Below are 26,116 nucleotides of genomic sequence, written 5' to 3'. Positions count from 1 at the left end.
ATCCCTTGGTTCTCTCTGCCGCCCTGACCGCCAAAACCCAGCAGCTCTGCCTGGGCTTGGAGCATGGCGCGGCCGACCTGCTCGAACTGGTGACCCCGACCACGGCCGAGCTGCTGCTGTGGTGGTTTGGCGAGGAGCAGACCACCACGCGCGGCGGGCTCAACTTCCATCAGGGCCAGAAGCAGGCGATCCTGAATGCCATCGTGGCGCACGAGGTGCTGGGGAGCGCCACCTTGCAGCAGCTGTACCAGGCCGTGGCCCCCGACGCGCTGCTGGCCGGCACCAGGCTGGCCGAGGTGTCCGCGCCCAAGCACGCGCACCCCAAATACTGCTTCAAGATGGCGACCGGCACCGGCAAGACCTGGGTGCTGCAGGCGCTGCTGATCTGGCAGCTGTTGAACAAGACGGCGGCACTGGAAGCGGGCGTGGACGACGCGCGCTTCACCCGGCACTTCATGGTGGTGGCGCCGGGGCTGATCGTGTACGAGCGGCTGCTCGACGCCTTTTGCGGCAAGCTGGTCGAGAACGGCAATGGCTCGCGCGATTTCAGCCGCTCGGACCTGGCGCAGTTCGCCGACCTCTTCATTCCCGAGGCCTACCGCGAGCGGGTGTTCGCCTTCGTGCGCGGCAATGTCTGCGCCAAGCAGGAAATCGGCCTCAAGGCCACTGGCAACGGCATGATCGCCATCACCAACTGGCATTTGCTGGCCGAGGGTGATGTGGCCGATGAGGTCGGGGTCGTCGAGGCCCTGGGCGCGCCGCTGGAGCCGCATCAGGTGGTGGGTCAGGTGCTGCCCCTGATGCCGGGCCGCGCCACGGGCAACAGCCTCGACCTGCTGGACCGCCGTTACGCGCGCGGCAACGTGCTGGAGTACCTGGCCGGCCTGCCCGAGCTGATGGTGTTCAACGACGAGGCCCACCATATCCACGACCTCAGGCGCGAGGGCGAGACCACCGAGGTCGAATGGCAGAAGAGCCTGAGCCGCATCGCGGCCCCCAAGGGGCGGCGCTTCGTGCAGGTGGACTTTTCCGCCACGCCGTACAACGACGTCGGCACCGGCAAGAACAAGAAGAAGGTTTACTTCCCGCATATCGTGACCGACTTCGACCTCAAGAGCGCGATGCGCGCCGGGCTGGTCAAGTCGCTGCTGCTTGACCGGCGCAAGGAAATCGGCGCGCTGCCGCTGGAGTTCAAGGCCGAGCGCGACGAGGCCGGCAATCCCACCCTGAGCGAAGGCCAGCGCGTGATGCTGCGCGCCGGTCTGGCCAAGCTGCGCAAGCTGGAAAAAGACTTCGCTTCGGTGGACCCGAGCCGCCATCCCAAGATGCTGGTGGTGTGCGAGGACACCACGGTGTCGCCGCTGGTGGCGCAGTTCCTGCGGGAGCAGGAAGGCCTGGGCGACGACGAGGTCATGACCATCGACTCGGGCAGGAAGGCCGAACTCGGCGAGAAGGACTGGGCGCCGGTGCGCGAGCGCCTGTTCGACGTCGACCGGCACGCGACGCCGCGCGTCATCGTCAGCGTGCTGATGCTGCGCGAAGGCTTCGACGTCAACAACATCTGCGTCATCGTGCCGCTGCGCTCCAGCCAGGCGCAAATCCTGCTGGAGCAGACCATAGGTCGCGGCCTGCGCCTGATGTGGCGCGGACAGGATTTTGAGGACATCAAGCGCGAGAACCGCGAGCGCATCAACGCGGGTCAGGAGCCGGCCAGCCTGATCGACGTGCTGTCCATCGTCGAGCACCCGGCGTTCCAGTCCTTCTACGATGACCTGATCAACGAGGGCCTGGCCGGCACCAGCGGCGACGGGTCCGACGGCACCAGTGCGGTCGGCGACGTGGTGGCCACCGAACTGCGCGAGGGTTATCAGGCATTTGATTTCGGCATTCCCTTCATCCTGCAGGAGGCAGACGAGTTTCGCGAGCATGCCGCCGTCGATGTCGCTGAACTGCCCGCCTTCACCGCCATGAGCGCTGACGGGCTGCGCGGCCTGCTGGGCAAGGGCGACACCTTTGTCTCGCAGGACTTGCAGAGCGCCACGCTGTTCGGCGACTACCGCGTCAACGGCGCGGTGATGAACGTTGGTGGCTACAACGACTATCTGTCACGCCTGACGCGGCGCATCAGCCAGGCCTTGAGCGAGCCGCTGCCCAAGGGCAACAAGATCGCTACCCACCTGGCCAAGCCCTATCTGCAGGTCCACACCGCCGATCTGACCGGCTGGCTCGACGACTACATCTGGACCCAGCTGTTTGGCCAGGCCTTCAATCCGATCGAGGACGAGAACTGGCGTCTGTTGCTGTTGCAGCCGGTGGTCGATCACATCACCCAGGTGTTCGCGGTGGCGTTGCTGGAGTCGGAGCAACAGCAGGTGACTGGCCAGACCGAGGTCCATGCTCGCCAGCTGTCGGAAGTGCCGCGCCTGATGCTGCGCGAGGCGCATTCGATGGCGGTCAGCAAGTGCATCTACACCCGGCAGGGCTGGCCGGCGCGCAATGGCGGGCTGGAAAAGGCCTTCATCCACTGGGCGCAGGCCGACGCGCAGGTGGCGGCCTTCTGTAAGATCAGCGAAACGCGTCATCCGTTCGCGCGGCTACGCTATGTCAAGGACGACGGCCTGCCAGCCTTCTACTCACCCGACTTCCTGGTGCGGACCGAGCACGCGATCTATCTGGCCGAGACCAAGGCCGCGCAGCAGGTCAGCCACCCGAACGTGCAGCGCAAGCTCAAGGCCGCGCTGGCTTGGTGCGAGCGCATCAACGCGCTGGCCCCGGAGCACCGGCAGGGCCTGCCCTGGCATTACGTACTGCTGTCCGAGCCGGTGCTGCTGGAGTGGCAGGCCAAGGGGGCGCATCTGGCGGAACTGCTGGATTACGCCCGCCTGCGTCCGCTGGCCCAGGCTTCGCTGCAGCAAAGCTTGCTCTAAGCTGGCTCTGTCCCAGCCGGTCGTCTGCGGCATGACCTGGACACCAGGCCGGCCTCGCCGTCCAGCAGGGCCTGGTCCTGCTCGGCTTCTGGCCACAAGGCAGGAAAGTAAAACCGCAGCGCATGGCGCGGGATGGCGAAGCGCAAGCTGCCGTAGGGCGAATCAGTGGCCAGGAACCCACGCCGCAGCAGGGCCGAGACGGTGGCGGTCGCCAGTCGATCGCTCAGGCCGGTCATGGTCTTGAAATCGGCGCGTCCCAGTTCACCCTGGGTCGCAAAAAGGTAATGCAATGGCATCAGGGCCTCTGCACGCGCGCCGGACTTGACCACTGCGGTTTCGTAGGCCAATGCAGCCTGGATGCGGTCTCGCATGCCCTGGACATTGAGCTGTTGGCTCATGAACTCGACTTGATCGATGCAGACCTCAAGGGTGTACCGAATCCACTCGATCAGGCCGGACTGGGTCAGATTGCCCCGGCCATCCAGATCACCGCGCCGGTGTTCATCTGCGGCCTGCAGCAGGGTTTTGTATGTCGTCTCCGTCCTGGCGAAACCGCGCAAGGGCGACCACAAGCCGTTGGTCAGTCCCCAGCTGTGCAGCAGCAAGTGGCTATGCAGTCGTGTGACACGGCCATTGCCATCGAGGAACGGGTGCATCCAGGCCAGGCGGTGGTGCGCGGCGGCCAGCGCCACGATGGAGGCTTCTCCGCGCCGGGTGCCGGCATAGACCTCCTGCCAGCGTTTCAGAAAGCCCGGCAGCGACTCCCAAGTCGGGGCTTCATGTCTTCCAACGGCCACGCCGCGCTGGCGGAACGCACCCGGCACCATGGCGCTGCCATCGGAGAGTTTGAGATCATCTGCAGGCAGGCCACTGAACAGCTCACGGTGCAGCCAGGACAGTGCGTCTGGCGAGTACAGCCACCGTGCCGCCTCATCGCCCATGGCCGCCATTTTGCGGTCCAGCTCGGCCTCGCAGTGTTCCTCGGTCCGGATATGCGTCACTGCGAGGCGCTGCTTGCGTGCCAGGTCGGCATTGGCCGAAAAGTCCTGCTGCAATGCGCGCTCGATGTCGCTGGGGCGGGTGTGCTCACCCTCGATGCGGTTGGTGTAATACGAGTTCATGCTGCGCAGCAGTTTGCGCAATTCGAACTGGGCAGCCTGGCCCGAAGTCGTCCCCAGGGCCGTGGCCTTGCGCGTCAGATCGCTCGCCAGCTCCAGCAATGGCGTCATGACTGCCTCGGAGGGCAGCAGCGGCTCGAATTGATGCGGCGAGTCGTAGCGCGTGATCACTTTCGTCTTCATCTGCGACATTCTATGCACCCTGTCTGCACTATGAAAAATTGCAAATTCTGCGCAATTTTTTGCGACATTCAGAGCGGGTTTTTCCGCTCTGAATCGGCGCTGAAACCGCAGCATTAGAACGGGAAGTCGTCCATCAGCTGCATCCGGCGCTCTGCCGCGCGCGTCATCTGGCGCTGCCGGTTGAGCCAGGGCTTGAGCGTGGCGATCTCGCCTGCTGTCTCGATATCGATCTTCAGCGAGAACAGATGGTCTTCGAGCGCCAGGCGTTCCAGCTCCAGATTCTGTTGCAGGGCAGCGGCCGTCAGTGGAATGCCCCTGGGCAGCTTGAGGTCGTGCCACCAGCGCTCCTGTTCGATCTGACGCTCGCGCTCGAGGTCACCGACCTGGCGCTTGAGCAGCAAGGTCAGCGATTTGAGTCGTTCATCGGAGAGCCGTTCCAGGTGGTCCGGATCGACCAGTTCGGCTTGCAGCTGCAGGTTGAGCAGCGTCACCAGATCCTTGCGCTCGTAGGCGGCGTTGGCCTCGCCCATCAGCGCGTTCTTGCGCTGGCGCTCGGCTTCGTCGCCGGCGCGATCCGGGTGCAGCGCGCTGGCGAGCTGGCGGTAGATGCCGCGCAGCATCGTGTCGGCGTCCTGCTGCGCCTGCTCGGCCTGCTGCTGTGCGGCGCTGGGCTTGCGCTTGGCCTTGCGGGCCTCGGCCTTGGCCTGGCGGCGCTCCTCTTCCTCGGCTGCCATGGCCGCCATCTTCTCCATGGCGGCGCGCATCATGGCGTCGGGGTCGTTGCCGTCAATGTCGGGCGGCGGCGCGGTGCCGAACATGTCCTCGAACATGGCGCCGAACAGCTCGCGCATGTCATCGGCCTCGGCCTGCTGCTTGTCGCTGATCGTTTCCGGGCTGCGCCGGTCGTGCAGCGCGGCCATTTCGGCATCGCCCGTTTGCGCGAGTTCGGCGCTGAGGTGGCAGACCAGGTCGAGCGCCATCTGGCGCTGCAGCTTGCTCAGGCCCTTGGTCTTGACGTCGAGCCAGGGGTCGAGCGTCAGCACCATCTGGCGCATGCAGGCCAGGCGCTGGTCCAGCAGCGGCTGCAGCACCTGATTCAGCTGGAGCTTGTAGCCCTGGCCTTGCTGCTGCATCTCGGTCAGCTGAGCCTTGATGCGGTCGAGCCTGGCCATTTCGCGCCGGAAGGCCCGCGCGGCGGACGACTGCTCGGCCTTGGCTTGCGGCTGCACGCTCAGGTCCGTGGTGGTGCTGGTCTTTGCCTGTGCGGCGGCGGGCGCGGACACGGCATCGGGCAGTGGGGCAAAGCGCGGGTCGGTCTCGGTGGCCGGCTTGCGCCGCGCCCAGGTGGTCTTCCGTGTCATGGGGTGTCCGGATCGTGTCAGCCGCGTACCTCGCCCTCGCCCAGCACCACGTACTTGAGCGAGGTCAGGCCTTCGACGCCCACGGGACCGCGCGCGTGGAACTTGTCGGTGCTGATGCCGATCTCGGCGCCCAGGCCGTACTCGAAGCCGTCGGCGAAGCGGGTGCTGGCGTTGACCATCACGCTGCTGGAGTCGACCTCGCGCAGGAATTGCTGCGCGTGCCGGTGGTCGGTGGTCAGGATCGCCTCGGTGTGGCCGCTCGAATACTTGTTGATGTGCGCAACGGCCTCGTCGATGCCGGCCACCACCTTGACGCTGATGATCGCAGCCAGGTATTCCTCGGACCAGTCCTGTTCGCTCGCGTCCTTCAGCTGGGCGCCCGGCACCTGGCTCAGGATCGTCTTCGAAACCGGGCAGCAGCGCATCTCGACGCCTTTCTGCGCATAAATGGCGCCGATCTTCGGCAAGAACGCCGCCGCGACGCCGCGCGCGACCAGCAGGCTTTCGGTCGCGTTGCAGGGGCTGTACTTCTGCGTCTTGGCGTTGTCGGCCACCTTGACCGCCATCGCGACATCGCAGGGGTCGTCGACATAGGTGTGGCAGTTGCCGTCGAGGTGCTTGATCACCGGCACCTTGGCGTCACGGCTGATGCGCTCGATCAGGCCCTTGCCGCCGCGTGGGATGATGACGTCGACATACCGCGGCATGGTGATCAGCTCGCCCACGGCCTCGCGGTCGGTGGTGGGAACGAGCTGCACCGCGTTGGCCGGCAGGCCGGCCTGCTCCAGCGCCTGTTGCACCAGCTTGGCCAGCGCCTTGTTCGACTCGATCGCCTCCGAGCCGCCGCGCAGGATGCAGGCATTGCCGCTCTTGATCGACAGGCTGGCGGCCTCGATCGTGACGTTGGGCCGGCTCTCGAAGATCATGCCGAAGACGCCGATCGGCACCCGCATCTGGCCGACCCGGATGCCGCTGGGCTGCTGCTTCATGCCGAGGATCTCGCCGATGATGTCGGGCATGGCGGCGAGCTGCTCGCAGCCTTCGGCGCAGGTCTCGATCACCTGGGGGCCGAGCTTGAGCCGGTCCACCATGGGCTCGCTGAGACCGGCGGCGCGCGCGCGCTCCAGGTCGCGGGCGTTGTCGGCCTGCAACGGCTCGATGTTGGCGCGCAGCAGCGCGGCCAGCGCGCGCAGCGCGGCGACCTTGCGCGCGGTGCTGGCACGGGCCATCAGGGCGGAGGCGGCCTTGGCCTGCTGGCCCAGGCGGTTCATCAATTCGGTGGTGGTTTCGGCATTCATGGCAGGGATTTTCTCACCATGATCGCCGGCCTTGCTAGTGCCTGCGTCGGGGACGCCGCGCGAGTGGCGCGGCCAGCCCGTCGTTCAGCGTTGCGGCTTGTCGCCAGGCGCGCGCGAGAGGTCGTTGTTCTCGGTCACCAGCAGCTGCAGCAGCATCATGAACTGGCGCTTCTGTTCGCTGTCCAGCGGTTCCAGGATGCGCTCCTGGGTCCGCTCCATGCCGTGCAGGGTCTGCGCCAGCAGCAGCTCGCCGGCATGGGTCAGCGTGAGCAGGCGCACGCGCCGGTCCTCGGGCGAGATGCGGCGTGCCAGCAGCCCGCGCGCCTCCAGCCGATCGACCACGCCGGCCGTGGTCGAGGTGTCGAGCGCGATGCGCCCCGCCAGCGTGCGCTGGTCGCAGCTGGGCAGGTCGCGCACCGTCTGCAGGATGGCGTATTGCACCGGCGTGATGTTGAGGTCTTGCGTTTCCTGGTGAAAGATGCCAACCGAAATCTGGTGCAGGCGACGTATCGCATGGCCGGGTTGGGCATCTAACCGTACGCTGTCTGGTCGTGTGGACTCCATGCGCCGGCAGTCTAGCGCAAGCCAACCTAGGGAAAACCCTCTTGCGTTCCTTCAATTTGTATCTATACTAATCGTCTGTGTACTGATTAATCCGGAGCGGCGGCAGCCGGCCGGCCTCAACCCTGTTTTTTCCTGGAGCGTAGATATGAGCGAAATCAAATCCGAGTTGCCCGTCCTGGTGTCCGGTGGTGGCATTGGCGGCTTGGCCGCAGCGCTGGCGCTGGTGCGTCAAGGCTTCCATGTCCAGGTGTTCGAACAGGCGCCCGAGATCGGTGAAATCGGTGCTGGCATCCAGCTCGGCCCGAACGCCTTCCACGCCTTCGACGCGCTGGGCGTTGGCGACAAGACTCGTGCTCGCGCCGTCTACACCGACTGCATGGTGATGCACGACGCGATTGACGAGTCCCTGGTCGGAAAGATCGAGACCGGCGAGGCCTTCCGCAAGCGCTTCGGCAACCCCTACGCCGTGATCCACCGCGTCGACATCCACGGTTCGCTGCTCGAAGGCGCCGTGGAAACCGGCCAGGTGGAATTCTTCACCAACACCCGCATCGAGAAGATCGAGCAGGACGAGGCCGCCGGCACCGTCACCGTGATCGACCAGAACGGCAAGCGCTGGACCGGCCAGGCCCTGATCGGCGCCGACGGCGGCAAGTCGGTGGTGCGCGCGCAGTATGTCAACGACCCGCCGCGCGTGACCGGCCATGTGGTCTACCGTGCCGTGGTCGAGAAGGAAGATTTCCCGGATGACCTGAAGTGGAACGCCGCCAGCCTGTGGGCCGGCCCGAACTGCCACCTGGTGCACTACCCGCTGCGCGGCGGCGAGCAGTACAACGTGGTCGTGACCTTCCACAGCCGCCAGCAAGAGCAGTGGGGCGTGACCGACGGCTCCAAGGAAGAAGTCGAGAGCTACTTCCAGGGCATCTGCCCCAAGGCGCGCCAGCTGATCGAGCTGCCCAAGACCTGGAAACGCTGGGCCACCGCTGACCGCGAGCCGATCGCGCAATGGAGCTTTGGCCGCGTCACCATCCTGGGCGATGCCGCTCACCCGACCACCCAGTACATGGCTCAAGGCGCCTGCATGGCGCTGGAAGATGCCGTGACCCTGGGCGAAGCGCTGCGTGTCACCAACAAGGACTGGGTCAAGGCCCTGGACCTGTACCAGAAGAACCGTATCGCCCGCACCGGCCGCATCGTGCTGTCGGGACGCGAAATGGGCCGCCTCTACCACGCCAAGGGCGTCGAGCGCCAGATCCGCAACAGCCTGTGGAAGGGCCGCACCCAAGAGCGTTTCTATGACGCGATCGAGTGGCTGTACGGCTGGAACGTCACCAACTGCCTGCAACAGGGCTGATACTCGCAACCTGTCACGTAAAAGGACATCAAGATGCAAGATACTGGCCGTTTTGACACCCTGGGCCGTCTGGAAGACCTGCCGCAGGACTACCGCGACGAGCTGAGCGCCAACAACCTGGTCCCGCTCTGGCCCAGCCTGCGCGCGGTGCTGCCGCCGCATGTGCCGACGCGCAGGACCCAGCCGACCCACTGGCCCTACGCCAAGCTGCGCGAGCTGCTGCTGAAGGCCGGCGAGCTGACCCCGATCGAGAAGGCCGAGCGCCGCGTGCTGGTGCTGGCCAACCCGGGCCATGGCCTGGAGAAGATGCAGGCCAGCGCCGCCATGTACCTGGGCATGCAGCTGCTGCTGCCGGGCGAACTGGCACCGGCGCACCGCCACACCCCGAACGCGATCCGCATGGTGGTCGAGGGCGAAGGCGCCTGGACCCTGGTCAACGGCGAGAAATGCCCGATGAGCCGCGGCGACCTGATCCTGACCCCGACCGGCCTGTGGCACGAGCATGGCCATGACGGCACCGAGCCGGTGATCTGGCTCGACGTGCTGGACCTGCCGCTGGTCTACTATGTCGAGGCCTCCTACCACGAGGAAGTGCCGAGCCAGACCGTCGTGCCGGGCCAGGGCGCCAAGGCCTATGCCCGTGGCGGCGTGGTGCCGACCCCGGTGTTCGGTCGTTCCGACAAGGCCTACCCGATGCTGCGCTACCCCTGGGCCGACGCCAAGGCCGCGCTGCTGTCGCTGGGCGAGGACCAGCCCGAGCTGGAAGCCGTGCAGGTGACCTATGTCAACCCCGAGACCGGCAAGGACGCCGAGAACATCCTGGGCTTCTACGCCCTGATGCTGCGCCCGGGCCAGACCCAGCGTCTGCCGGCGCGTTCGCCGGCCCAGGTGCTGCACCCGATCGAAGGCAGCGCCGATGTCCAGGTCGAAGGCAGCGCCTTCACCCTGGCCGAGGCCGACACCTGCGCCGTGCCGGGCTACACCGCCGCGACGCTGACCAACCGCTCGGCCACCGAGCCGGCCTTCATCTTCGTCGCCGACGAGTCGCCGCTGCACCGCAAGCTCGGCGTCTACGAGAACCGCGGCTGATCAGCCGTCACTGACAGGCCGGAGCTGCTCTCATATGGTGGCTCCGGTTTTCCGTCGTTTTGAAACCGATTTTCTAGGAAGCACCGCAATGGCACAGTACCTGTTCAACCCGCCCGAAGTCCAGTCCCTGCCGATCCAGGGCAAGGAAGAGCGTTTCCCGATCAACCGCCTGTTCTTCGTCGGCCGCAACTACCACGCGCACGCCGTCGAAATGGGCCGCCCGGTCGACAAGTCGGTCGAGCGCGCCTTCTACTTCACCAAGTCGCGCGACACCCTGGTCGACAGCGGCGCCACCGTGGCCTACCCGCCCGAGACCAGCAACTACCACTTCGAGATGGAGCTGGTGGTCGCGATCGGCAAGCCGGGCTTCCGCGTGCCCGAGGACAAGGCCCACGAGCTGATCTACGGCTATGCCACCGGCCTCGACATGACCCGCCGCGACCTGCAGCTGGTGGCACGCGACAAGGGCCGTCCGTGGGACACCGGCAAGGACGTCGAGCAGTCGTCGGTCTGCTCCGAGATCGTGCCGATGGAAGGCCAGATCATCGACAGCGGCGAGATCGCGCTCGAAGTCAACGGCGTGACCAAGCAGAAGTCGGACGTCAACAAGCTGATCTGGAACGTGCGTGAAATCATCGCCGACCTGTCGCTGTACTACCACCTGCAGCCGGGCGACCTGATCTACACCGGCACCCCCGAAGGCGTGGGCGCCGTGGTGGCGGGCGACAAGATCACCGGCCATGTGGCTGGCGTGGGTGAAGTGGCACTGACCGTCGGCGCGGCCGAGTAAGTCGCACGATTTGCCTTCGACCCCTGCGCTGGCCAGCCCGTGCAGGGGTTTTTTTTCGTGGCGGGCGTGCTAGGCTGTGCGTCCGTCCTCCAGTCTGAATCAGGATTTCATATGAAGCTCTACAACTTCTGGCGCAGCGGCACCTCGCATCGCACCCGCATCGCACTCAACCTCAAGGGCCTGGACACCGAATACGTGGCCGTGCACCTGGGCAAGGAAAAGCACCTGAGCGACGAGTTCAAGGCCGTCAACCCGCAGCAGCTGGTGCCCGCGCTCGATACCGGCAGCGAGGTGCTGATCCAGTCGCCCGCCATCATCGAGTGGCTGGAAGAGCAGTACCCGACCCCGGCGCTGCTGCCGGCTGACGCCACGGGTCGCCAGAAGGTGCGCGCGCTGGCCGCGATCGTGGGTTGCGACATCCATCCCGTAAACAACCGCCGCATCCTCGAATACCTGCGCAAGACCTTTGGCGCCGATGACGAGGCGATCAACGCCTGGTGCGGCACCTGGATCAGCGCCGGTTTCGACGCCTACGAGGCGCTGCTGGCCGCCGACGCCAACCGTGGCCGCTTCAGCCATGGCGACCAGCCGACCATCGCCGACTGCTACCTGATCCCGCAGGTCGAGAGCGCGCGCCGCTTCAAGGTCGACCTGAGCCGCTGGCCGCTGATCAGCGCGATCGATGCCGCCTGCGGCGAACTGGAAGCCTTCAGCAAGGCGGCACCGGCCGCCCAGCCCGACGCGGTCTGATTCCGCGCAGCAGGGGCGAGTCCCCTGCGCCATGAAAAACCCCCGCCGGCTCGCAGCCCGCGGGGGTTTTTCATTCCGTTCCCGGCCGCTGGGGCCGGGTTCATGTCAGCGGTTGGCGGCGCTGCGCGCCATCGGCACCAGCAGCGTCAGCAGCACGCCGAACAGGCCAATGCCGGCCAGCACATAGAAGATCGAGTCGAGCTGGATGCCCGCGCTGATCAGCACGCTGCCCAGCATCGGACCGGCGATGCCGCCCAGGCGGCCGAAGCCCGCGCACCAGGCCACGCCAGCGGCGCGCACATTGGTGCGGTAGTAGTTGGCGACGAAGCCGTAGATCAGCGTCTGGGTGCCGCTGGTGCCCAGACCGACGATGGCCACGATGCACAGCAGTGCCGCCAGCGGCAGGCCCAGCGTCAGCAGGATCAGCGCGACCGCGCCGATCGAGAAGGTCGCGGCCACCACCGGCTTGGGACCGAAGCGGTCGGCGAAGCGCGAGGCCAGCAGGGCGCCGAACAGCGAGCCGCCGTTGAGCACCAGCAGGAAGGACAGCGAGCCCTTGGCGTTGAAGCCGGCGCGCAGCATCAGCTCGGGCAGCCAGGTGTTGAGCGAATACACCAGCACCAGGCCGGTCGCGCTCATCAGGCCCAGGATCAGGGTCGGGAACAGGTAGTGGGCGGTGAACAGGCCGGCGAAGCCGGTCTTGTCATGGCCGCTCGGCTGGTTCTGGTCCGAGGTCGTGGTGGCGAGTTCGGGAATCGGCACGCCGGTGCGCTCGGACATGGCGCGCGCCTCGTCCATGCGGCCGCGCGCGGCCAGCCAGGCGACCGACTCGGGCATCTTGAAGTAGGCCAGCGGCAGCAGCGTGACCAGGGGCATGGCGCCGATCCAGAACATGCCGCGCCAGCCGATCTTGTCCATCAGCAGGATGGCCAGCAGCGCCGACAGCAGGCTGCCCAGCGGGATGCCGCCGTTGGTGATGGCGTTGATCATGTTCTTCTTGCCCTTGGGCGCGTATTCGGCCACCAGCGCGGCGGTCGTCGCGACCAGCGAGCCCACGCCCAGGCCGGTGAAGAAGCGCAGCCAGCCGAAGGTGGTGGTGCTGGTGCTCATGGCGGTCAGCGCCATGCCGATCGAGAACCAGGCATAGGAGGCCAGGATCACCTTGCGACGGCCCAGGATGTCGCCGACGGTGCCGGCCAGCAGTGCACCGATCATCACGCCGAACAGCATGTAGCTGCCCATCATGCCGGCGATGGCCGGGGTCACGGGGCCGAGTTGCGAGGGATCGCGCAGGAAGGTCGAGACCACGGCGCCGTAGACCACGAGGTCATAGCCGTCGAACAGCAGGCCCAGGGTGGCGAGGGTCACGACCCAAGTCACGGTGCGCATGCGGCGGGCTTCCAGCCCGGGATCAGAAGTTAGGTTTGACATGTTTGTCTCCAGTTGAAAGTCGGGGTTTCCGGCCAGCGCGGGGCTGGATGCTACCGATGCGAAACCGGCATTCCCCGATTATAAAAACTATCAGTACACAGTATAGTTGTATACAGATATTCAGTATGCAATCAAATTATGACGTCCGCTTGACCCGTTCTCCGGCTGGGCGTTTCGCGACTGCTGCAAAGATTCATGTCCGTGGACTGGTGCAGCGGCCCTCGTTTGAGGCAGACTGGCCGCACGCATTCCGTCGCGTTGCCGTCCCGCCCATGTCGTTCACCCTGTTGCTCGTTCTGTCCGGCCTTGTCCTGCTGGTGGCGGCCGCGTGGCTGACGGGCATGGCCTGGGAGCGGCGCCGCTCACGGATGCGCGAGGCCGGCCTGGCCTGGCGCGATCCCCGCAGCGGCCTCTATGGACGTGCCTTGCTGCTCGAACTGCTCGGGCGGCAACTCGCGCTGGCGGCGAGGCGGCGTCATCCGGTGGCCGTGCTCATGGTCGAATGCGATGGCCCCCATCCGCCCGCCTGGCTGCGGTCGTTCGCGCAGCGCCTGATCGCCCGCACGCGCGATCACGACCTGCTGGGGCAATGGGACGAGGGCCATTTCCTGATCGTGCTGCCGGATTCCGATGTCGGCGCGGCGCTCGTGCTGGCGCAGGACCTGTGCGACGGCCTGGCCCGGCGCGGGCTGGAGCTCGATGGCGAGCCCCGGGCGGCCAGCGTGAGCGTGGGCGTGCACGCCCGCCAGCCCGACCCGCGCGAAAGCATCGGCGAGCTGGCGCTGGCGATGGCCGCCGCGGCGCAGCGCGCGCTCGACGCGACCCGGGCCAACGGAGCGGGCCGGGTGGAAATCGAGCCTTAGGGTTCGCGCTGCGCGGCCCAGCGCACCAGGGCTTCGAGCGCCGGCTTGGCGGCGCGGGCGTTGTCGTGGTTGACGATCGCGACCAGCACGCGGCGCTGCCCGTCGGCGCCATGCACATAGCCGGCCAGTGCCTGCACGTCGCGCAGGCTGCCGGTCTTGAGGTGGGCCTGGCCCGCTTCCAGGGCGCTGCGCCGCAGCGTCCCGTCCAGGCCACTGGCTGGCAGCGAGGCGGCCAGGTCGGGCATCAGCCCGGATTGCCAGGCCAGTTGCAGCAGGCGCGCCAGCGCATCGGCGCTCAGGCGCGCGTCACGGCCGAGCCCGCTGCCGTTGCCGACTTCGGGCAGCCGGGTGCCCGGCCCCAGCTTGTCCCGCCACCAGCCTTCCAGCGCCTGTCGGGCCGCGTCCCAGCCGGTGGGTGCGCCATCGCGCCCGGCCCGGCCCAGCGTCAGGAAGATCTGCTGCGCCATCACGTTGTTGCTGTACTTGTTGGTCTCGCGCACCACCTCGGCCAGTGGTGGCGACTCGAAACTCAGCCGCAGGCTGGCCTGCGGTGGCACCCGGCCCTCGCGCACCTGGCCGCCGAGCTGGCCGCCCAGCGTGGCCCAGAGGCCGGCGATGGCGCGCCCTGCCATGCGGGCCGGCTCGGGGTGGGCGATAGGCCATTCGCGCGTGCCGCAGGACAGCGGATAGCGGCCGGCAAAGCGCGGGCGCAGCGGGTCCGAGAAGTCGGCGCGTAGCGCGCCGCGCCAGTCACCACAGGACTCGGCTGCGTCCGGGCGGCCGGTGTCGAGCGGCACGCTCGCGGGCAGCTCGACGCCGGCCAGCGGTGGCTCCAGCGTCACGCGCGCAACGCCCGCCTCGGGGTCGGGCGTGAAGCCGAACAGCTGGCTGCGGTAGTTGACCAGCAGCGCGTCGGGCGCGGCGTTGTAGGGCTTGAGCGGTTCGCCATCGAAGGCGCCCGGGTCGGTCTCGGGCAGATCGAAGGCGCTGCGGTCGAGCACGATATCGCCCGCGATGCGCCGGATGCCCAGCCCCTGGACCCGGCGCAGCAGCAGCCAGAGCCGTTCGCTCACCAGCTTGGGGTCGCCGCCACCCTGCAGGTAAAGGTCGCCGTGCAGCACGCCGTCACGCACCGCGCCGTCGCTGTAGACCCGGGTCTGCCAGCGAAAGTCGGGGCCGAGCCGGTCGAGCGAGGCGTAGGTCGTGACCAGCTTGAGCGTGGAGGCCGGGTTGACCGGCGCGTCGGCACGCCAGGCCAGCAGCGGCGCGGCGCCGGGGCGCGTGTCGAGCACCACGGCGGCCAGCGCATCGGCCGGCACCTTGGCGCGCGCGAGCAGGGCGGTGACTTCGGGCGGCAGTTGCGCCTGTGCTGCGCCGCAGAACGCCAGCGCCAGCAGCCCGGCGAAGATGAGTTTCGGGGTTGGGAGTCGCTCCAGCATGGCGGTCATTATCCGTGCCGAGGATAATCGCGCCATGTCCGTTTCCGCCGCGCCGTTCCGTCAGACTTGCTCATTCATGTACAAACATCAACAAAGCTGACTTCCTGCTTCGCCGAGGCTGGTTTCGCCCCCGTCTTGCGACGGCGGCCAGAGCCCTCCTCTCCACAGGCTGAAACCGTGGAACTCACGGCCATGTTCTTGAGATTCACAGCCGCGTTCACGTCGCGGTCGTGGACAGCGCCGCAGGCCGGACAGGTCCACTCGCGCACCGACAGCGGTAGCTCGTCGAGTCGATGCCCGCAGCCCGAACAGGTCTTGCTGCTGGGGTACCAGCGATCCGCCACCACCACCTGCCCGCCGCGCATCACGGCCTTGTATTCCAGTTGCCGCCGCAGCTCGAAGAAACCCATGTCGGTGATGCTGCGCGCCAAACGGCGGTTTTTCACCATGCCGCGCACGTTCAGATCCTCGATGCCGATGCCGATGCCGATGCCGATGGTGTGGAAGCGGCGCGTGAGGCTCGTCGTGAGCTGGTGCAGCGCGTCCGAACGGATGTTGGCGATACGGGCATGCAACTTCGCCAGCCTGGACTTGGCCTTCGTTCTGTTGGCTGATCCCTTCTGCTTGCGTGACAGGCCGCGCGAGAGCCGTTGCAAGCGACCCAGCAAGGCCTTGTGAGGCTTTGGACCGGGAATCACCTCTCCCGTCGAAAGCGTGGCGAGTGCCGAGACGCCCAGATCCACACCGACCGCGCAACGCAACGTCTCGCGCATCCGTACCCAGCCGAGATTGGGGATGCGGATGCGCGAGGCGTCGAGACTGAACTGATCGTTGCTGAGACTGAAGCGGTCGTGCTGACCCTTCTTGCGAAACTGCGGATACTTGGCGCGGCCGGCAAAGAAGTTCTGGAACGCCTGGCCCAGCTGGATGATCGCCATCTGCGGCGCGTTCTTCGTCACCTCCATCATCCACGGGAACTGCTCGCGCTTGACGGCGTTGAGCTGGCGGCGCAAGGCAGCTTGCGAGGGTTGGGGCAGCGTCAGATCAAGCTTGCGGGCCTCGTACTGGCGCTGCCACTCGGCCAGCGCCCAGTTGTAGGCGAAGCGCGCCACGCCCGCCGCGCGGGCCAGATGAGTGGCCTGTGCGTTGTTCGGATCGAGAGCAATCTTGTGCGCGATCAGCATGGCAGCATAATTCTGGCACGAACCCACACGGCTTGAACAGGCTTGCAGTTCTTCCCGTCATGCCGTCACAGTGCGTGAGCAGGTATGAGCATGAAAGATAAGAATTAAGCAGATCATACGGTAACTAAATGCAACCCCTTTCGTCCATTTCGCCCTACGCCGACCTGCCCGCCACCCTGCCGCCCGGCGCGCGCGTGCTGGCGATCGACACCAGCACCGACCGTCTGAGCGTCGCGCTCGGCAGCCCGGACCAGCCCGAGGGCTGGCTGCTGCACGAGGGCGCCGGTGGCGCGCAGGCCTCGGCCGCGCTGATTCCGCTGATCCGCTCCCTGCTGGAACAGGCCGGCTGGAAGCTGGCTGGGCTCGACGCGATCGCCTTCGGACGCGGCCCGGGCAGCTTCACCGGCCTGCGCACCGCCTGCGCGGTGGTGCAGGGGCTGGCGCTCGCGGGTCGCCCGGGCGGCATCCCGGTGCTGCCGGTCGATACCCTGCAGGCGGTCGCCGAGCAGGCGCGCTGGCAGCGCGAGCAGCGCGGCGAATCCTGCCCGCACCGCATCGTCGCCGCGCTCGACGCGCGCATGGACGAGCTCTACGTCGCTGAATTCGATCTGGCCGGCGCGTTGCCGCGTGCGGCGGGTCGGCCCTGGCTGAGTGCGCCCGAGGCGCTGCAGCTGGCCGACGGCTGGCCCGAGGCCGGTACCGGCCCGACCCCGCTGCTGGCCGGCAACGCGGTGCCGGTCTACGGCCAGCGCCTGCCCGCCGCCTGGCAGGCCGCGCCCCAGGAGGCCGCCTGGCCGACTGCCGCCGCCATGCTCAGGCTGGCGCCCGCGCTCTGTGCCGCCGGGGCCGCGGTGCCCGCCGCTGCGGCGCAACCGCTTTATGTGCGCGACAAGGTGGCCCAGACCACCGAGGAGCGCGAGCGCATCAAGGCCGCCAAGCTCGCTGCTGCGGCGGCTGGCGCCGGAGCCGGCGCATGAAGCTGGCCGCCCAAGCCGTCGGCGCCGACCGGCCCTGGGCGCTGGTGACGATGGACTCGTCCCTGCCGCCGCTGGTGGCCGAGGTCGAGCGCGGCAGCCACCCGCATCCCTGGGGCGAGGGCCATTTCCGTGACTCGATCGCGGCTGGCTACTGGTGCCAGCTGCTGGTCACGCCAGCGCTGCCCGGCGATCCGCCCGCATGGGATGACGCGCCACGCCTGGCCGACGGCCGCCTGCTGCTGGCCTATCTGGTCGCGATGCCGGGCTACCGCGAAACGCATCTGCTCAACATCACGACGGTGCCGCTGCATCGGCGCCAGGGTTGCGCCCGCCTGCTGCTGGAGGCCCTGCGGGCCTGGTCGCGGCTGCAGGGTGCGGAATTCCTGTGGCTCGAAGTGCGCGCCGGCAACCAGGGCGCGCGCGCGCTCTACCAGGACCTGGGTTTTGCCCAGGCCGGGCTGCGGCGCGGCTACTACCCGGCCGACGGTGGTCAGCGCGAGGATGCCGTGGTGATGAGCCTGGCGCTGCTGCCAGCCGATCCGGCCACCGCAGCCGACACGGAGGCCCAGGCATGAGCGACATCGGACTGCAAGACCTGCCACGGCTGGAGACACGCCACGCCGCCATGCTGGCCGAGATGGGCATCAACTGCTGGTGGCAGGAGGCGCAGGCGCGGCAGCCGCCAGCGACCCAGCCAGCCGCCGCGCCCGCGGTGCGTGGCGTGACGGCAGCCGCCACGAGCCCGGCTGCCACGCGCGTGCCGCAGCCCTCGCGCCAGCAGGAGAGGCCGGCCCCGCCCACCGTCACCGCACCGGCTCCGGTGCCCGCGCGTGCCGTCATCCCGCTGGCCGAGGTGCCGACCGATCAGGCCGCGCTGGCGGAGGCGATCCGCGCCTGCCGTGCCTGTGACCTCGGCACGCGGCGGCGCCAAGCCGTGCCCGGCATGGGCGACCCCGCGCCCGATTGGCTGATCGTCGGCGAGGCGCCGGGCGAGGAGGAGGACCGCCAGGGCCTGCCCTTCGTCGGCCGCGCCGGCCAGCTGCTCGACCGCATGCTGGCCGCGATGGGGCTGGACCGGCAGCACCAGGTCTATATCGCCAACGTGATCAAGTGCCGTCCGCCGCAGAACCGCAACCCCGATCCGGTCGAGATCGCGCAGTGCGAGCCCTACCTGCTGCGCCAGATCGAGCTGCTGCGGCCCCGGTTCATCCTCGCGCTCGGGCGTTTCGCCGCCTACACGCTATTGGCCCATGCCACCCAGCCCGGCGCCGATTCACTGCGCCAGCTGCCGCTGGGCAAGCTGCGCGGCCGGGTGCACGAGATCGAGATCGCCGGCCGGCGCCTGCCGCTGGTCGTGAGCTACCACCCGGCCTATCTGCTGCGCAGCCCGGCCGAGAAGGCCAAGTCCTGGGCCGACCTCTGCCTGGCGCTCGACGCCTTCGGACGGTTGCCGCCGAGAGGCTGAGCTGGCCGCCCGGGCTTCAGCCCTCCCCCAGCGACACCCCGATCTGTCTGGCCGTGCGCAGCAGCGGATGGTCGGCCGGCACGTGGCGCGACTGGTGCGCGACCTCGGCCAGCGGCAGGCTGGCCAGGCGCTCGCCCCGCAGCGTGACCATCTGGTTGAAGCGTCCGGCCATGATCAGCTGCGCCGCCTCGTTGCCGAACTGGGTCGCCAGCACGCGGTCGAACGGTGTCGGCGCGCCGCCGCGCTGCACATGGCCCAGCACGGTCGCGCGCACCTCGCTTTGCAGCAGCGGCTGCAGTTGCTCGCGCAGCGCGTGGCCTACGCCGCCGAGCCGGATCGGGTCCGGGCTGTCGGTCACCCGCCGCTCGATCGTGAGCGCGCCGCCGCGCGGCTTGGCGCCCTCGCCGATGCAGATCAGGCTGTGGCGGCCGCGCTGCTCGCGCTCGCGGCAGACCGCGGCCACCGCCTCGACCGAGTAGTCGATCTCGGGCAGCAGGATCACGTCGGCGGCACCGGCCAGGCCGGCCTCGAGCGCGATCCAGCCCGCGTAGCGGCCCATGGTCTCGATGATCATGACCCGGCCGTGGCTCTGGCCGGTGGTCTGCAGGCGCTCGATCGCCTCGGTCACGGTGGCGACCGCGGTGTCGAAGCCGAAGCTGCGCTCGCAGCCCACGATGTCGTTGTCGATCGTCTTGGGCACGCCGACGATGTGCAGGCCGCGCAGGCTCAGGCCATGCGCGATCGCCATCGTGCCGTCGCCGCCGATCGCCACCAGCGCATCGAGTCCGAGCGCGCGCGCGTTGGTCATGGCCTGGGCCGCGCTCGCCTCGCTGGCCAGCGGATTGGCCTTGTTGCTGGTGCCCAGGATGGTGCCGCCCTGCATCAGGATGCCGCTGACGCGGTCCCAGTCGAGCGTCCGGGTCTGCGGCGCCTCGCCCATCAGCCCGGCGAAGCCGTTGTGGATGCCGATCACCTCGGCGCCGCATTGCCGCAGCAGCGACTTGGTGACCGCGCGGATCACCGCGTTGAGTCCGGGGCAGTCGCCGCCGCCGGTGAGCACGCCTATGCGCATATCGATCTCCTGGTAGCGGCCCGCTGGTGGGCCTGGCTTACTGGCTGCGTGGCCACAGCGCCCACAGCTCGAGCGGCTGCTTGAGGCCGGCCGCCAGGGTGTAGGCGTCGTCGCCCCAGCCCGTGAAGTAGTCGGCGCGCACCGCGCCGACGATCGCGCTGCCGGTGTCCTGCGCCAGCACCAGCTTCTCGAACTGTGCCGCCGGGCCGGCGCTGCGCAGCCAGACCGGGGTGCCGTAGGGGATGCTGTCGCGGTCGACCGCGATCGAGCGGCCCGGCGTCAGCGCCACGCCCTGCGCGCCGCGCGGGCCGAAGCGCGCCTCCAGCTCGCCGAGCGGCTCCTCGCGGAAGAACACCATGCGCGGGTTGGCCGCCAGCATCTCGGGCACGCGCTGCGGGTTCTGCAGTGCCCAGGCGCGGATCGCTTCCCAGCTGCCGCTGCTGATCAGCTTGCGGTCGAGCAGCCAGCGCGCCACGCTCTGGTAAGGGTGGCCGTTGTTGCCCGCGTAGGCCAGCCGCACCTGGCGCCGGCTGCCATCGGGCTCGGTGATGGTCAGCCGCCCCGAGCCCTGGATCTGCAGCAGCAGCGCGTCGATCGGATCGGCCAGCCAGGCGATCTCCTGGCCGCGCAGCGCGGCCTGTGCCTGCGGCGAGCGCTCCATCTCCTGCCGGCTGTACCAGGCCGATCCGTTCCTCACGCCGGGCGGCAGGCCATACAGTGGCACGCCGAAGCCCGCGCCAGCTTGCCGGCTGGCGCTCATGACCGGCTCGTAGTAGCCGGTCAGCAGGCCCTTGGTCTCGCCGGCGGGCGCGCTCAGGCGGTAGGGCTGCAGGCGGCGCATCAGCCAGTCGTGTTGTTCCTCGGCGCCGCCCAGCGTGAGCTGGCGCACCTCGGCGCAGACCGGGCCGAAGCCGGCCGCCGGCCGTTCGCAGCTGCGCAGCCAGGCGTTCCAGGCCTCGTGCAGGGCGTCGTAGCCCCAGCCCGGCAGCTCGCTCCAGCGCGCCGGCGTCCAGACGCTCTTGCCGCGCGCGATCGGCGCCGGCAGCGGCTGGCTGTCGGCCCATTGCCAGGCCTGCGAACTCTGTGGCGTGACCACGGCGATCCGCGCCCTCGGGACGGTTGACGCGCCAGCCGAGTGTGGCGGCAGGCGATCTGGCCGTGGCTGATCCACCGTGCTGCAGGCGGCCAGCAGCAGGGCGCTCGCGGCGAGCGCCGAGTGGCGTGCGTGTCGTCTGGCGGCTGCGAGCAGGCGTTCGGGGCCGGCTGAGGGGGCTGTGGATGGCGGGGGCGGGCGATTCATCCGGAAAATTTTCTCACGCTTCGGCTTCCGCGTCGCGTTGTTATCCAGGCCGCTGCGGGGAGATGGGTCACAGTTTGCGGTGTTGCAGTGCCGGCAACTGCTGGCGCACCGACTGCAGCCGCGCCGGGTCGAGTTCGCAGACCACCAGGCCGGCGCCGACCGCGTGCTGGCCCAGGATCTGACCCCAGGGGTCGATGATCAGGGTCTGGCCCCAGGTCTGGCGGCCGTTCTCGTGCAGGCCGCCCTGTGCGCTGGCGATCACGTAGGCCTGGTTCTCGATCGCGCGGGCGCGCAGCAGCACCTCCCAGTGCGCCTGGCCGGTCGTGTGCGTGAAGGCCGACGGCACCACGATGATGTCGGCACCGAGCTGGCGGTACAGCTCGGGAAAGCGCAGGTCGTAGCACACGCTCAGGCCCACGCGCCAGTCCTGGCCGCCATGGTCCTTCAGCGCGAAGCTGGTCGGCTGCTCGCCGGCGGCCAGCGCGGCGGCTTCGTCATAGCGTTCGCGGCCGTTGTCGTAGCGGAACAGGTGGATCTTGTCGTAGCGTGCGGCCAGCTTGCCCTTCGGGTTGTAGACCAGGCAGGCATTGGCCGCGCGCTCGGGGTCGTCGGTGGCCATCGGCAGGGTGCCGCCCACGATCCAGAGGCCGAGCTCGCGCGCCGTGTCGGACAGGAAGTCCTGCACCTTGCCCAGCCCAGGTGTCTCGGCCAGCAGCAGCTTGTCGCGGTCGTTGTGGCCCATGAAGCAGAAATACTCGGGCAGCACGGCCAGCTCGGCGCCGGCCGCGGCGGCCTGGTCGAGCAGCCGGTGCGCCTGGGCCAGGTTGTGGTCCACGCTGATTTCCGAGACCATCTGGATGGCGGCGACTTTCATGGCTGTGCTCCTGGATTGTTTTTGGGTAGCTTAGCGGCATTGCGCTGCATTTTTTCCACTTTCGGGTCGTACCACGAGCCGCTGACATGGAATTGTTGCGTGGCCGCCGCCTGCAGCGGCTTGCCGAGCAGGTATTGCGCCACGAAACTGCCCAGCCCGATGGCCGGGTTGACCAGGCTCGCCATCAGCGAGGCGCCGCCGGCATTGAGCTCGGGGATCACGAGCGCGGTGATGTCTTGCGTTTCGCTGCCGAGATCGGCCGATCCCTCCAGCAAGACGGCGGCGTTGACGCCCTTCATCTGCAGGTTGTCGCTGCTGATCACGCCTTGCACGATCTGCGCGTCGCCACGCACCGAGTCGAAGGCAAAGCCCTGGCTGAAGATGTCGCGGAAGTCCAGCGTCAGACGGCGTGGCAGTGCCTGCAGGCTCAGCACGCCGAGCAGCTTGGCCAGGCCGGGATCGGCCTGCAGGAACTGGCCGTGCTCGAGGTCGAGCTGCAGTTCGCCGTTCAGGCTGGGGGGATGCAGCGCCAGTGGCGAGCCCAGCCAGCCGACCTGGCCGGACAAGTTGCCCTGGCCGCCGCGTACCACGCCCGGCATGCCCAGCCGCGCCAGCAGCGCGCCGGCATCGCTGATGTCCAGCCTGAGTTGCAGCGCGGTGCGCCGTTGCGCGGCCTCGCTGCCCTTGGGCAGCGCCGCGATGGCCCAGTTGCCCGAGGCCTGCAGCCGCGCCTCGGGCAGGGTCAGGTTAAGCTTTTCGAGCCGCCACACGCTGCCGGCCCCGCGCTGGGCCGGGCCGGGCATGCGATTGACCGCCTCGATTTCGAGCCGGCCCAGCTTGCGCGAGCCGAGCTCGAAGTCCTGCACCACGATGTCGAGCGCCGGCAGCCGCACCGGCACCTGCTGGGTCAGCTGCTCGATCTCGCTGGCGGCGCTGTGCGGCAGGCTCAGGCGTTCCAGCCGGGCCTGGATGCGCCCGGGCGAGTCGGCGTCGGCCGGCTGGTATTCGATCCGGCCCTTGAGCTGGCGTGCCTCGACCGTGCCGCGCCAGCCGTTGCGCTCCAGCGTGCCGTTCAGGTTCAGGTCATGGAAGCTGCGGCCTTCGTGCTCGATCCGGCGGGCGCGCAGTGCCAGTACGCCGGGCCAGTAAGGGTGAGCAGGTCCCGCCGCACCGGCCGGAGCTGCCGGCGCTGCGCGGTCCACCGCCCCCAGCGCTTCCTGCCAGGCGTCGAGTGGGAGCTGGTCGAACTCGAACCGTGCCTGCACGCCCCTGGCCGGCAGGGCGGGGCGCTCGGCTCCCAGCGCCAGCGCGCCGCGCAGCACCCGGGTGTGTTCGCCTTCGTGCTCGCGCTCGTAGCGGGCGCTGACGATGGGCTGGCCGGGCGGCCCCAGATCCAGGCTCATGAGGTCGCGCCAGCGGCCGCCGGACGCCGCTTGCGGCGCGATCTCGAAGCGCACCGGCAGGCTGTCGGCAGCCGCCTTGCCCAGCGGGGTGGGCAGGGCGATGGCCATCCCTTGCAGGCTGGAGTTGACCAGCACTGTCGTCGCGGCGCCCTGGAAATCGAGCTGCACCTGGTAGGCGGTGCTGCCGCTGGCGACCTGCCCCAGCGTTGCCAGTGGCGCCCATTCGGATGCCTGGCGCAGGCCGGTGGCGCTCGCGCTGCCCTGGCCACGGAAGCTCACCGCCGCCCCCTGGCCTGGCGCCATGCCCCCCTGGAAAGTCAGCTCGCCGCCCAGCAGCTGGGTACGCGCCTGCGGCACGTTGAAGCCCTGCTCGCTGAAGCGCAGCGTGCCCCGGGTGCCGGCCAGCTTCGGGGTGTCGGGCGTGAACTGCATGTCGTTGCCGGGAAACTGCACCTGGCCATCGACCTTGGCGTTCTCCAGCCGTTCGAGCGGCAGGTCGAGCTGGAGCTGGACCTGGGTCTGGCCATCGATGCGGGTCTGCTCCAGCGCGTGCCCCGTCATGCCCAGCAGCGGCGAACGGTTGACGAAGGCCAGCGCATCGGCCGCCGGACCGGCGATCTGGCCCTTGATCTGCAGTTGCGGGGCATGGGCCAGATCCGGGATGCGGGCCTCGACCTGGCTGGCGCGCAGCAGCGGCAGGCCGGCGACCTGGGTCCGGCCTTTCAGGATGGCGAGCGAATTACCGTCAATCCGCAGCTCGCCCTCGGCCTGGCTCAGCGCCGGCCAGGCGGGTCGGCCCTCGGCGTTGCGCAGCGCCGGCACATAGTCGAGCTCGACCCCGCTCAGGCTGGCGCGCACGCTGAATTCGCCGCTACCAGGTTTACTGAAGGGAAAATCCGACAGGTCGCCCTTGACCCGGAATTGCGCATCGTTCGATCGGCCGCGCTTGATCGAATCGCGCACATAGTGGCGTGCCTCGGTGCCCACGCCCAACGGCAGATAGCGGTGCACGCGCGTGCCATCGGCGCGCGACAGCGTGGCGTCGAGCTCAAGCTGACCGGGGAAGCGGCGTCTGGATCCGCTGCGGGCCGGATCGCTGGTCTGCCAGCGCCCCTTGGCCTGACCCTCGGCGTCGGCGTTGGCGAAGCTCAGCTGCGGGATCTCGACCTCGATCCGTTCGCCGTCTACTTTCCATTGCCACTCGGTTTGCAGCCGGTCGAAGTCCAGCCTGGGCTGCTCGAACAGGCCCGGGAAGTCGAGTCCGCCGCGCTCCAGCTGCAGATTAGCCTGTCCGCCGGCTTCGGTCGCGTCGAACGTGAGGCTGGCGCCGTTCAGGCCCGGACGCCCGATGCCGCCGGATTCATCGGGGCCGGCCCGCAAGCTCAGTCCGCTCACGCGCCCCTCGGCCTTCCAGTGGCCCTGTGGCGCTTGACCGGCCCGCCATTGCAGATCAAGCTGTTCGACCAGCCCGGTGGGCCGCAGCCGGTCCAGCCACTGCCGACCCTCGGCGGGCAGGGGCAGGTGTTCGGCCAGCTGGTGCAGCGCCAGCAGGTCGAGCCGGTCGCCCTGGAGCTGCCGCTCGCGCGGCGTCCCGTCCGGCGCGCGCGCCTCGCGGTAACGCAGATTGCCCCCCGGCCAGGTCCGGCCTGCGCCGGTGCGAAAGGCCAGCCGTTCGGTCGCGAGTTCGAACTCGCCGTCCTGGCGCTTGAGCTCGACATGGCCGGCCAGCTCCTGCAGCGCCAGCGGCGTCAGCTCGGGGCCGAGCCGCAGCGCGAGCCGGCGCAGCGCCAGCTCACCCGTGAAGCCGCTCCACTGGCCGCGCCGCAGCTCGGCCCAGAAGCTCAGCGCGCCTTCGCCGTCCTGCAGCTCGATCGCCCGCAGCGCGCCCGGGTCCAGGTACTGGCGCAGGCGCTGCAGCTTGAGTTCGTCGAAGTTGCCGTAGAGCTCGCCGCTCCAGCTCTTCAGCTCGCCCGCGCCGGCCAGCGACAGCAGCGGCTGGCGAAAGCGCCCGCGCAGGCTGAAGCGCGAGCCCCAGTCGGGCGGCGGCGTGGCGTCGAGTCGCAGCTGATGCTGCCGGCCCGGGTTGCGCACCAGCAGGCTGACCTCGCGCAGCTCCAGCGGCGGCGCCTGCGGGCGCAACTCGTCGCTCCAGCGCAGCAGGCCGTCGCGCAGCAGGAACTCGCGCTGCGAGAAGAACCAGTCGGCCGCCTCGCTCGGGCTGCCCCGATCCGACAGCTCGATGCCCGCCACCGTGATCACACCGTCGACCCGGCGCCGCAGCTCCAGCTCGGGCGCATCGACCACGATCTGTTCGAAACCCCCGCTCAGCAGCGAGCGCACCGACAGCGCGCCCAGCACGCGCGGCAGGCGCAGCGCCTCGCGTCCCTGGGCGTCTAGCAGGCGCACGTCGAGCAGCGTCAGCTGGGGCACCGCACTGGTCGATTCGGCCTGCAGCGCGCCGATCTCCACCCGTACCCCCAGTGCCTGCGTGGCGGCTTGTTCCAAGTCAGCTTTCCAGTGGCCGATTCGGGGCACAATGACCCAATGGAGCGCGCCCCAGCCGAGTGCGATCAGGCACCAGGCTGCCAGCAGCAGCCAGAGCAGGGCGCGTGCCAACCCGGCGGCCAGGCGCAGCATGGCCGAGGGGTGGCTGGATACTGGATTCATAGGCTGA

Annotated in this window: 20 protein-coding genes; 9 read left to right on the top strand and 11 right to left on the bottom strand. The window is 68.8% G+C overall.

Annotated features, from left to right (window positions below; all coding sequences use genetic code 11):
- Window positions 1-5 precede the first annotated feature (5 nt).
- Complete coding sequence (locus tag PHR85_RS07150; RefSeq protein ID WP_300052325.1) at window positions 6-2,927, top strand: DEAD/DEAH box helicase family protein; 2,922 nt, start codon at window positions 6-8, stop codon at window positions 2,925-2,927.
- Here the strand turns inward: PHR85_RS07150 and PHR85_RS07145 are convergent.
- From PHR85_RS07145 to PHR85_RS07130, 4 genes are all read right to left on the bottom strand, one after another.
- Window positions 2,924-4,342, bottom strand: a complete 1,419-nt coding sequence (locus PHR85_RS07145) for a Fic family protein (protein ID WP_367278714.1) — start codon at window positions 4,340-4,342, stop codon at window positions 2,924-2,926. The genes PHR85_RS07150 and PHR85_RS07145 overlap by 4 nt on opposite strands.
- Window positions 4,342-5,589: a hypothetical protein gene (locus PHR85_RS07140; RefSeq protein ID WP_300052322.1), complete on the bottom strand. Its 1,248-nt coding sequence runs from the start codon at window positions 5,587-5,589 to the stop codon at window positions 4,342-4,344. Before PHR85_RS07140 ends, PHR85_RS07145 begins: the two co-directional genes overlap by 1 nt.
- 17 nt (window positions 5,590-5,606) lie before the next feature.
- Window positions 5,607-6,887 carry a glutamate-5-semialdehyde dehydrogenase gene (locus tag PHR85_RS07135; RefSeq protein ID WP_300052319.1) on the bottom strand — a complete coding sequence of 427 codons (1,281 nt, stop codon included), beginning with the start codon at window positions 6,885-6,887 and terminating at the stop codon, window positions 5,607-5,609.
- 84 nt (window positions 6,888-6,971) lie between these two features.
- Window positions 6,972-7,451 (bottom strand): MarR family winged helix-turn-helix transcriptional regulator, encoded by a 480-nt coding sequence (locus tag PHR85_RS07130; RefSeq protein WP_300052317.1) that lies wholly within the window; start codon window positions 7,449-7,451, stop codon window positions 6,972-6,974.
- 145 nt (window positions 7,452-7,596) lie between these two features.
- On the opposite strand from PHR85_RS07130, the gene PHR85_RS07125 reads away from it, so the two are divergent.
- From PHR85_RS07125 to maiA, 4 genes are all read left to right on the top strand, one after another.
- The gene (locus PHR85_RS07125; protein WP_300052314.1) at window positions 7,597-8,805 is read left to right on the top strand and encodes a 3-hydroxybenzoate 6-monooxygenase; all 1,209 of its coding nucleotides are present in this window, start codon (window positions 7,597-7,599) and stop codon (window positions 8,803-8,805) included.
- A 33-nt stretch (window positions 8,806-8,838) separates the two neighbouring features.
- A complete protein-coding gene (locus PHR85_RS07120) occupies window positions 8,839-9,894 on the top strand; it encodes a cupin domain-containing protein (protein ID WP_300052311.1) in 1,056 nt (351 codons plus the stop codon).
- An 88-nt stretch (window positions 9,895-9,982) separates the two neighbouring features.
- Window positions 9,983-10,684 (top strand): fumarylacetoacetate hydrolase family protein, encoded by a 702-nt coding sequence (locus tag PHR85_RS07115; protein WP_300052309.1) that lies wholly within the window; start codon window positions 9,983-9,985, stop codon window positions 10,682-10,684.
- Window positions 10,685-10,795: 111 nt separating this feature from the next.
- Window positions 10,796-11,434, top strand: a complete 639-nt coding sequence (gene maiA, locus PHR85_RS07110; RefSeq protein ID WP_300052307.1) for a maleylacetoacetate isomerase — start codon at window positions 10,796-10,798, stop codon at window positions 11,432-11,434.
- Between the two features lie 105 nt (window positions 11,435-11,539).
- Here the strand turns inward: maiA and PHR85_RS07105 are convergent, their stop codons facing one another.
- Window positions 11,540-12,865, bottom strand: a complete 1,326-nt coding sequence (locus tag PHR85_RS07105) for an aromatic acid/H+ symport family MFS transporter (protein ID WP_300052305.1) — start codon at window positions 12,863-12,865, stop codon at window positions 11,540-11,542.
- Between the two features lie 272 nt (window positions 12,866-13,137).
- Between PHR85_RS07105 and PHR85_RS07100 the strand changes: the two genes are divergently transcribed.
- Window positions 13,138-13,728, top strand: a complete 591-nt coding sequence (locus tag PHR85_RS07100; RefSeq protein WP_300052303.1) for a diguanylate cyclase — start codon at window positions 13,138-13,140, stop codon at window positions 13,726-13,728.
- Here the strand turns inward: PHR85_RS07100 and dacB are convergent.
- Together dacB and PHR85_RS07090 are read right to left on the bottom strand one after the other, a co-directional pair.
- Window positions 13,725-15,167 (bottom strand): D-alanyl-D-alanine carboxypeptidase/D-alanyl-D-alanine-endopeptidase, encoded by a 1,443-nt coding sequence (gene dacB / locus PHR85_RS07095; protein ID WP_300052300.1) that lies wholly within the window; start codon window positions 15,165-15,167, stop codon window positions 13,725-13,727. The genes PHR85_RS07100 and dacB overlap by 4 nt on opposite strands.
- Window positions 15,168-15,241: 74 nt before the next feature.
- A complete protein-coding gene (locus tag PHR85_RS07090; RefSeq protein ID WP_300052298.1) occupies window positions 15,242-16,351 on the bottom strand; it encodes an RNA-guided endonuclease TnpB family protein in 1,110 nt (369 codons plus the stop codon).
- Window positions 16,352-16,479: 128 nt separating this feature from the next.
- Between PHR85_RS07090 and tsaB the strand changes: the two genes are divergently transcribed.
- From tsaB to PHR85_RS07075, 3 genes are read left to right on the top strand one after another with little or no spacing between them, the layout of a single operon-like run.
- The gene (gene tsaB / locus PHR85_RS07085; protein ID WP_300052295.1) at window positions 16,480-17,328 is read left to right on the top strand and encodes a tRNA (adenosine(37)-N6)-threonylcarbamoyltransferase complex dimerization subunit type 1 TsaB; all 849 of its coding nucleotides are present in this window, start codon (window positions 16,480-16,482) and stop codon (window positions 17,326-17,328) included.
- Window positions 17,325-17,903 (top strand): GNAT family N-acetyltransferase, encoded by a 579-nt coding sequence (locus PHR85_RS07080; RefSeq protein ID WP_300052293.1) that lies wholly within the window; start codon window positions 17,325-17,327, stop codon window positions 17,901-17,903. Before tsaB ends, PHR85_RS07080 begins: the two co-directional genes overlap by 4 nt.
- On the top strand, window positions 17,900-18,793 hold the full coding sequence (locus tag PHR85_RS07075; protein ID WP_300052290.1) for a uracil-DNA glycosylase: 894 nt from the start codon (window positions 17,900-17,902) through the stop codon (window positions 18,791-18,793). Before PHR85_RS07080 ends, PHR85_RS07075 begins: the two co-directional genes overlap by 4 nt.
- 16 nt (window positions 18,794-18,809) lie before the next feature.
- Here PHR85_RS07075 and PHR85_RS07070 read toward each other — a convergent pair whose 3' ends face one another.
- The 4 genes from PHR85_RS07070 to PHR85_RS07055 all read right to left on the bottom strand — a co-directional run bounded on the left by PHR85_RS07070 (window position 18,810) and on the right by PHR85_RS07055 (window position 26,109).
- Window positions 18,810-19,865, bottom strand: coding sequence for a 6-phosphofructokinase (locus PHR85_RS07070; protein WP_300052287.1), 1,056 nt, complete (start codon window positions 19,863-19,865; stop codon window positions 18,810-18,812).
- A gap of 37 nt (window positions 19,866-19,902) precedes the next feature.
- Window positions 19,903-21,165, bottom strand: a complete 1,263-nt coding sequence (locus PHR85_RS07065) for an MltA domain-containing protein (RefSeq protein ID WP_300052284.1) — start codon at window positions 21,163-21,165, stop codon at window positions 19,903-19,905.
- 67 nt (window positions 21,166-21,232) lie between these two features.
- Window positions 21,233-22,039 carry a carbon-nitrogen hydrolase family protein gene (locus tag PHR85_RS07060; protein WP_300052282.1) on the bottom strand — a complete coding sequence of 269 codons (807 nt, stop codon included), beginning with the start codon at window positions 22,037-22,039 and terminating at the stop codon, window positions 21,233-21,235.
- Window positions 22,036-26,109 (bottom strand): YhdP family protein, encoded by a 4,074-nt coding sequence (locus PHR85_RS07055; RefSeq protein WP_300052279.1) that lies wholly within the window; start codon window positions 26,107-26,109, stop codon window positions 22,036-22,038. Before PHR85_RS07055 ends, PHR85_RS07060 begins: the two co-directional genes overlap by 4 nt.
- Window positions 26,110-26,116 lie beyond the last annotated feature (7 nt).

The organism is Malikia sp. (assembly GCF_028687635.1).
In the GTDB taxonomy this organism is placed as follows: Bacteria; Pseudomonadota; Gammaproteobacteria; order Burkholderiales; family Burkholderiaceae_C; genus Malikia.
This window is presented reverse-complemented; position numbering and strand designations above follow the sequence as displayed.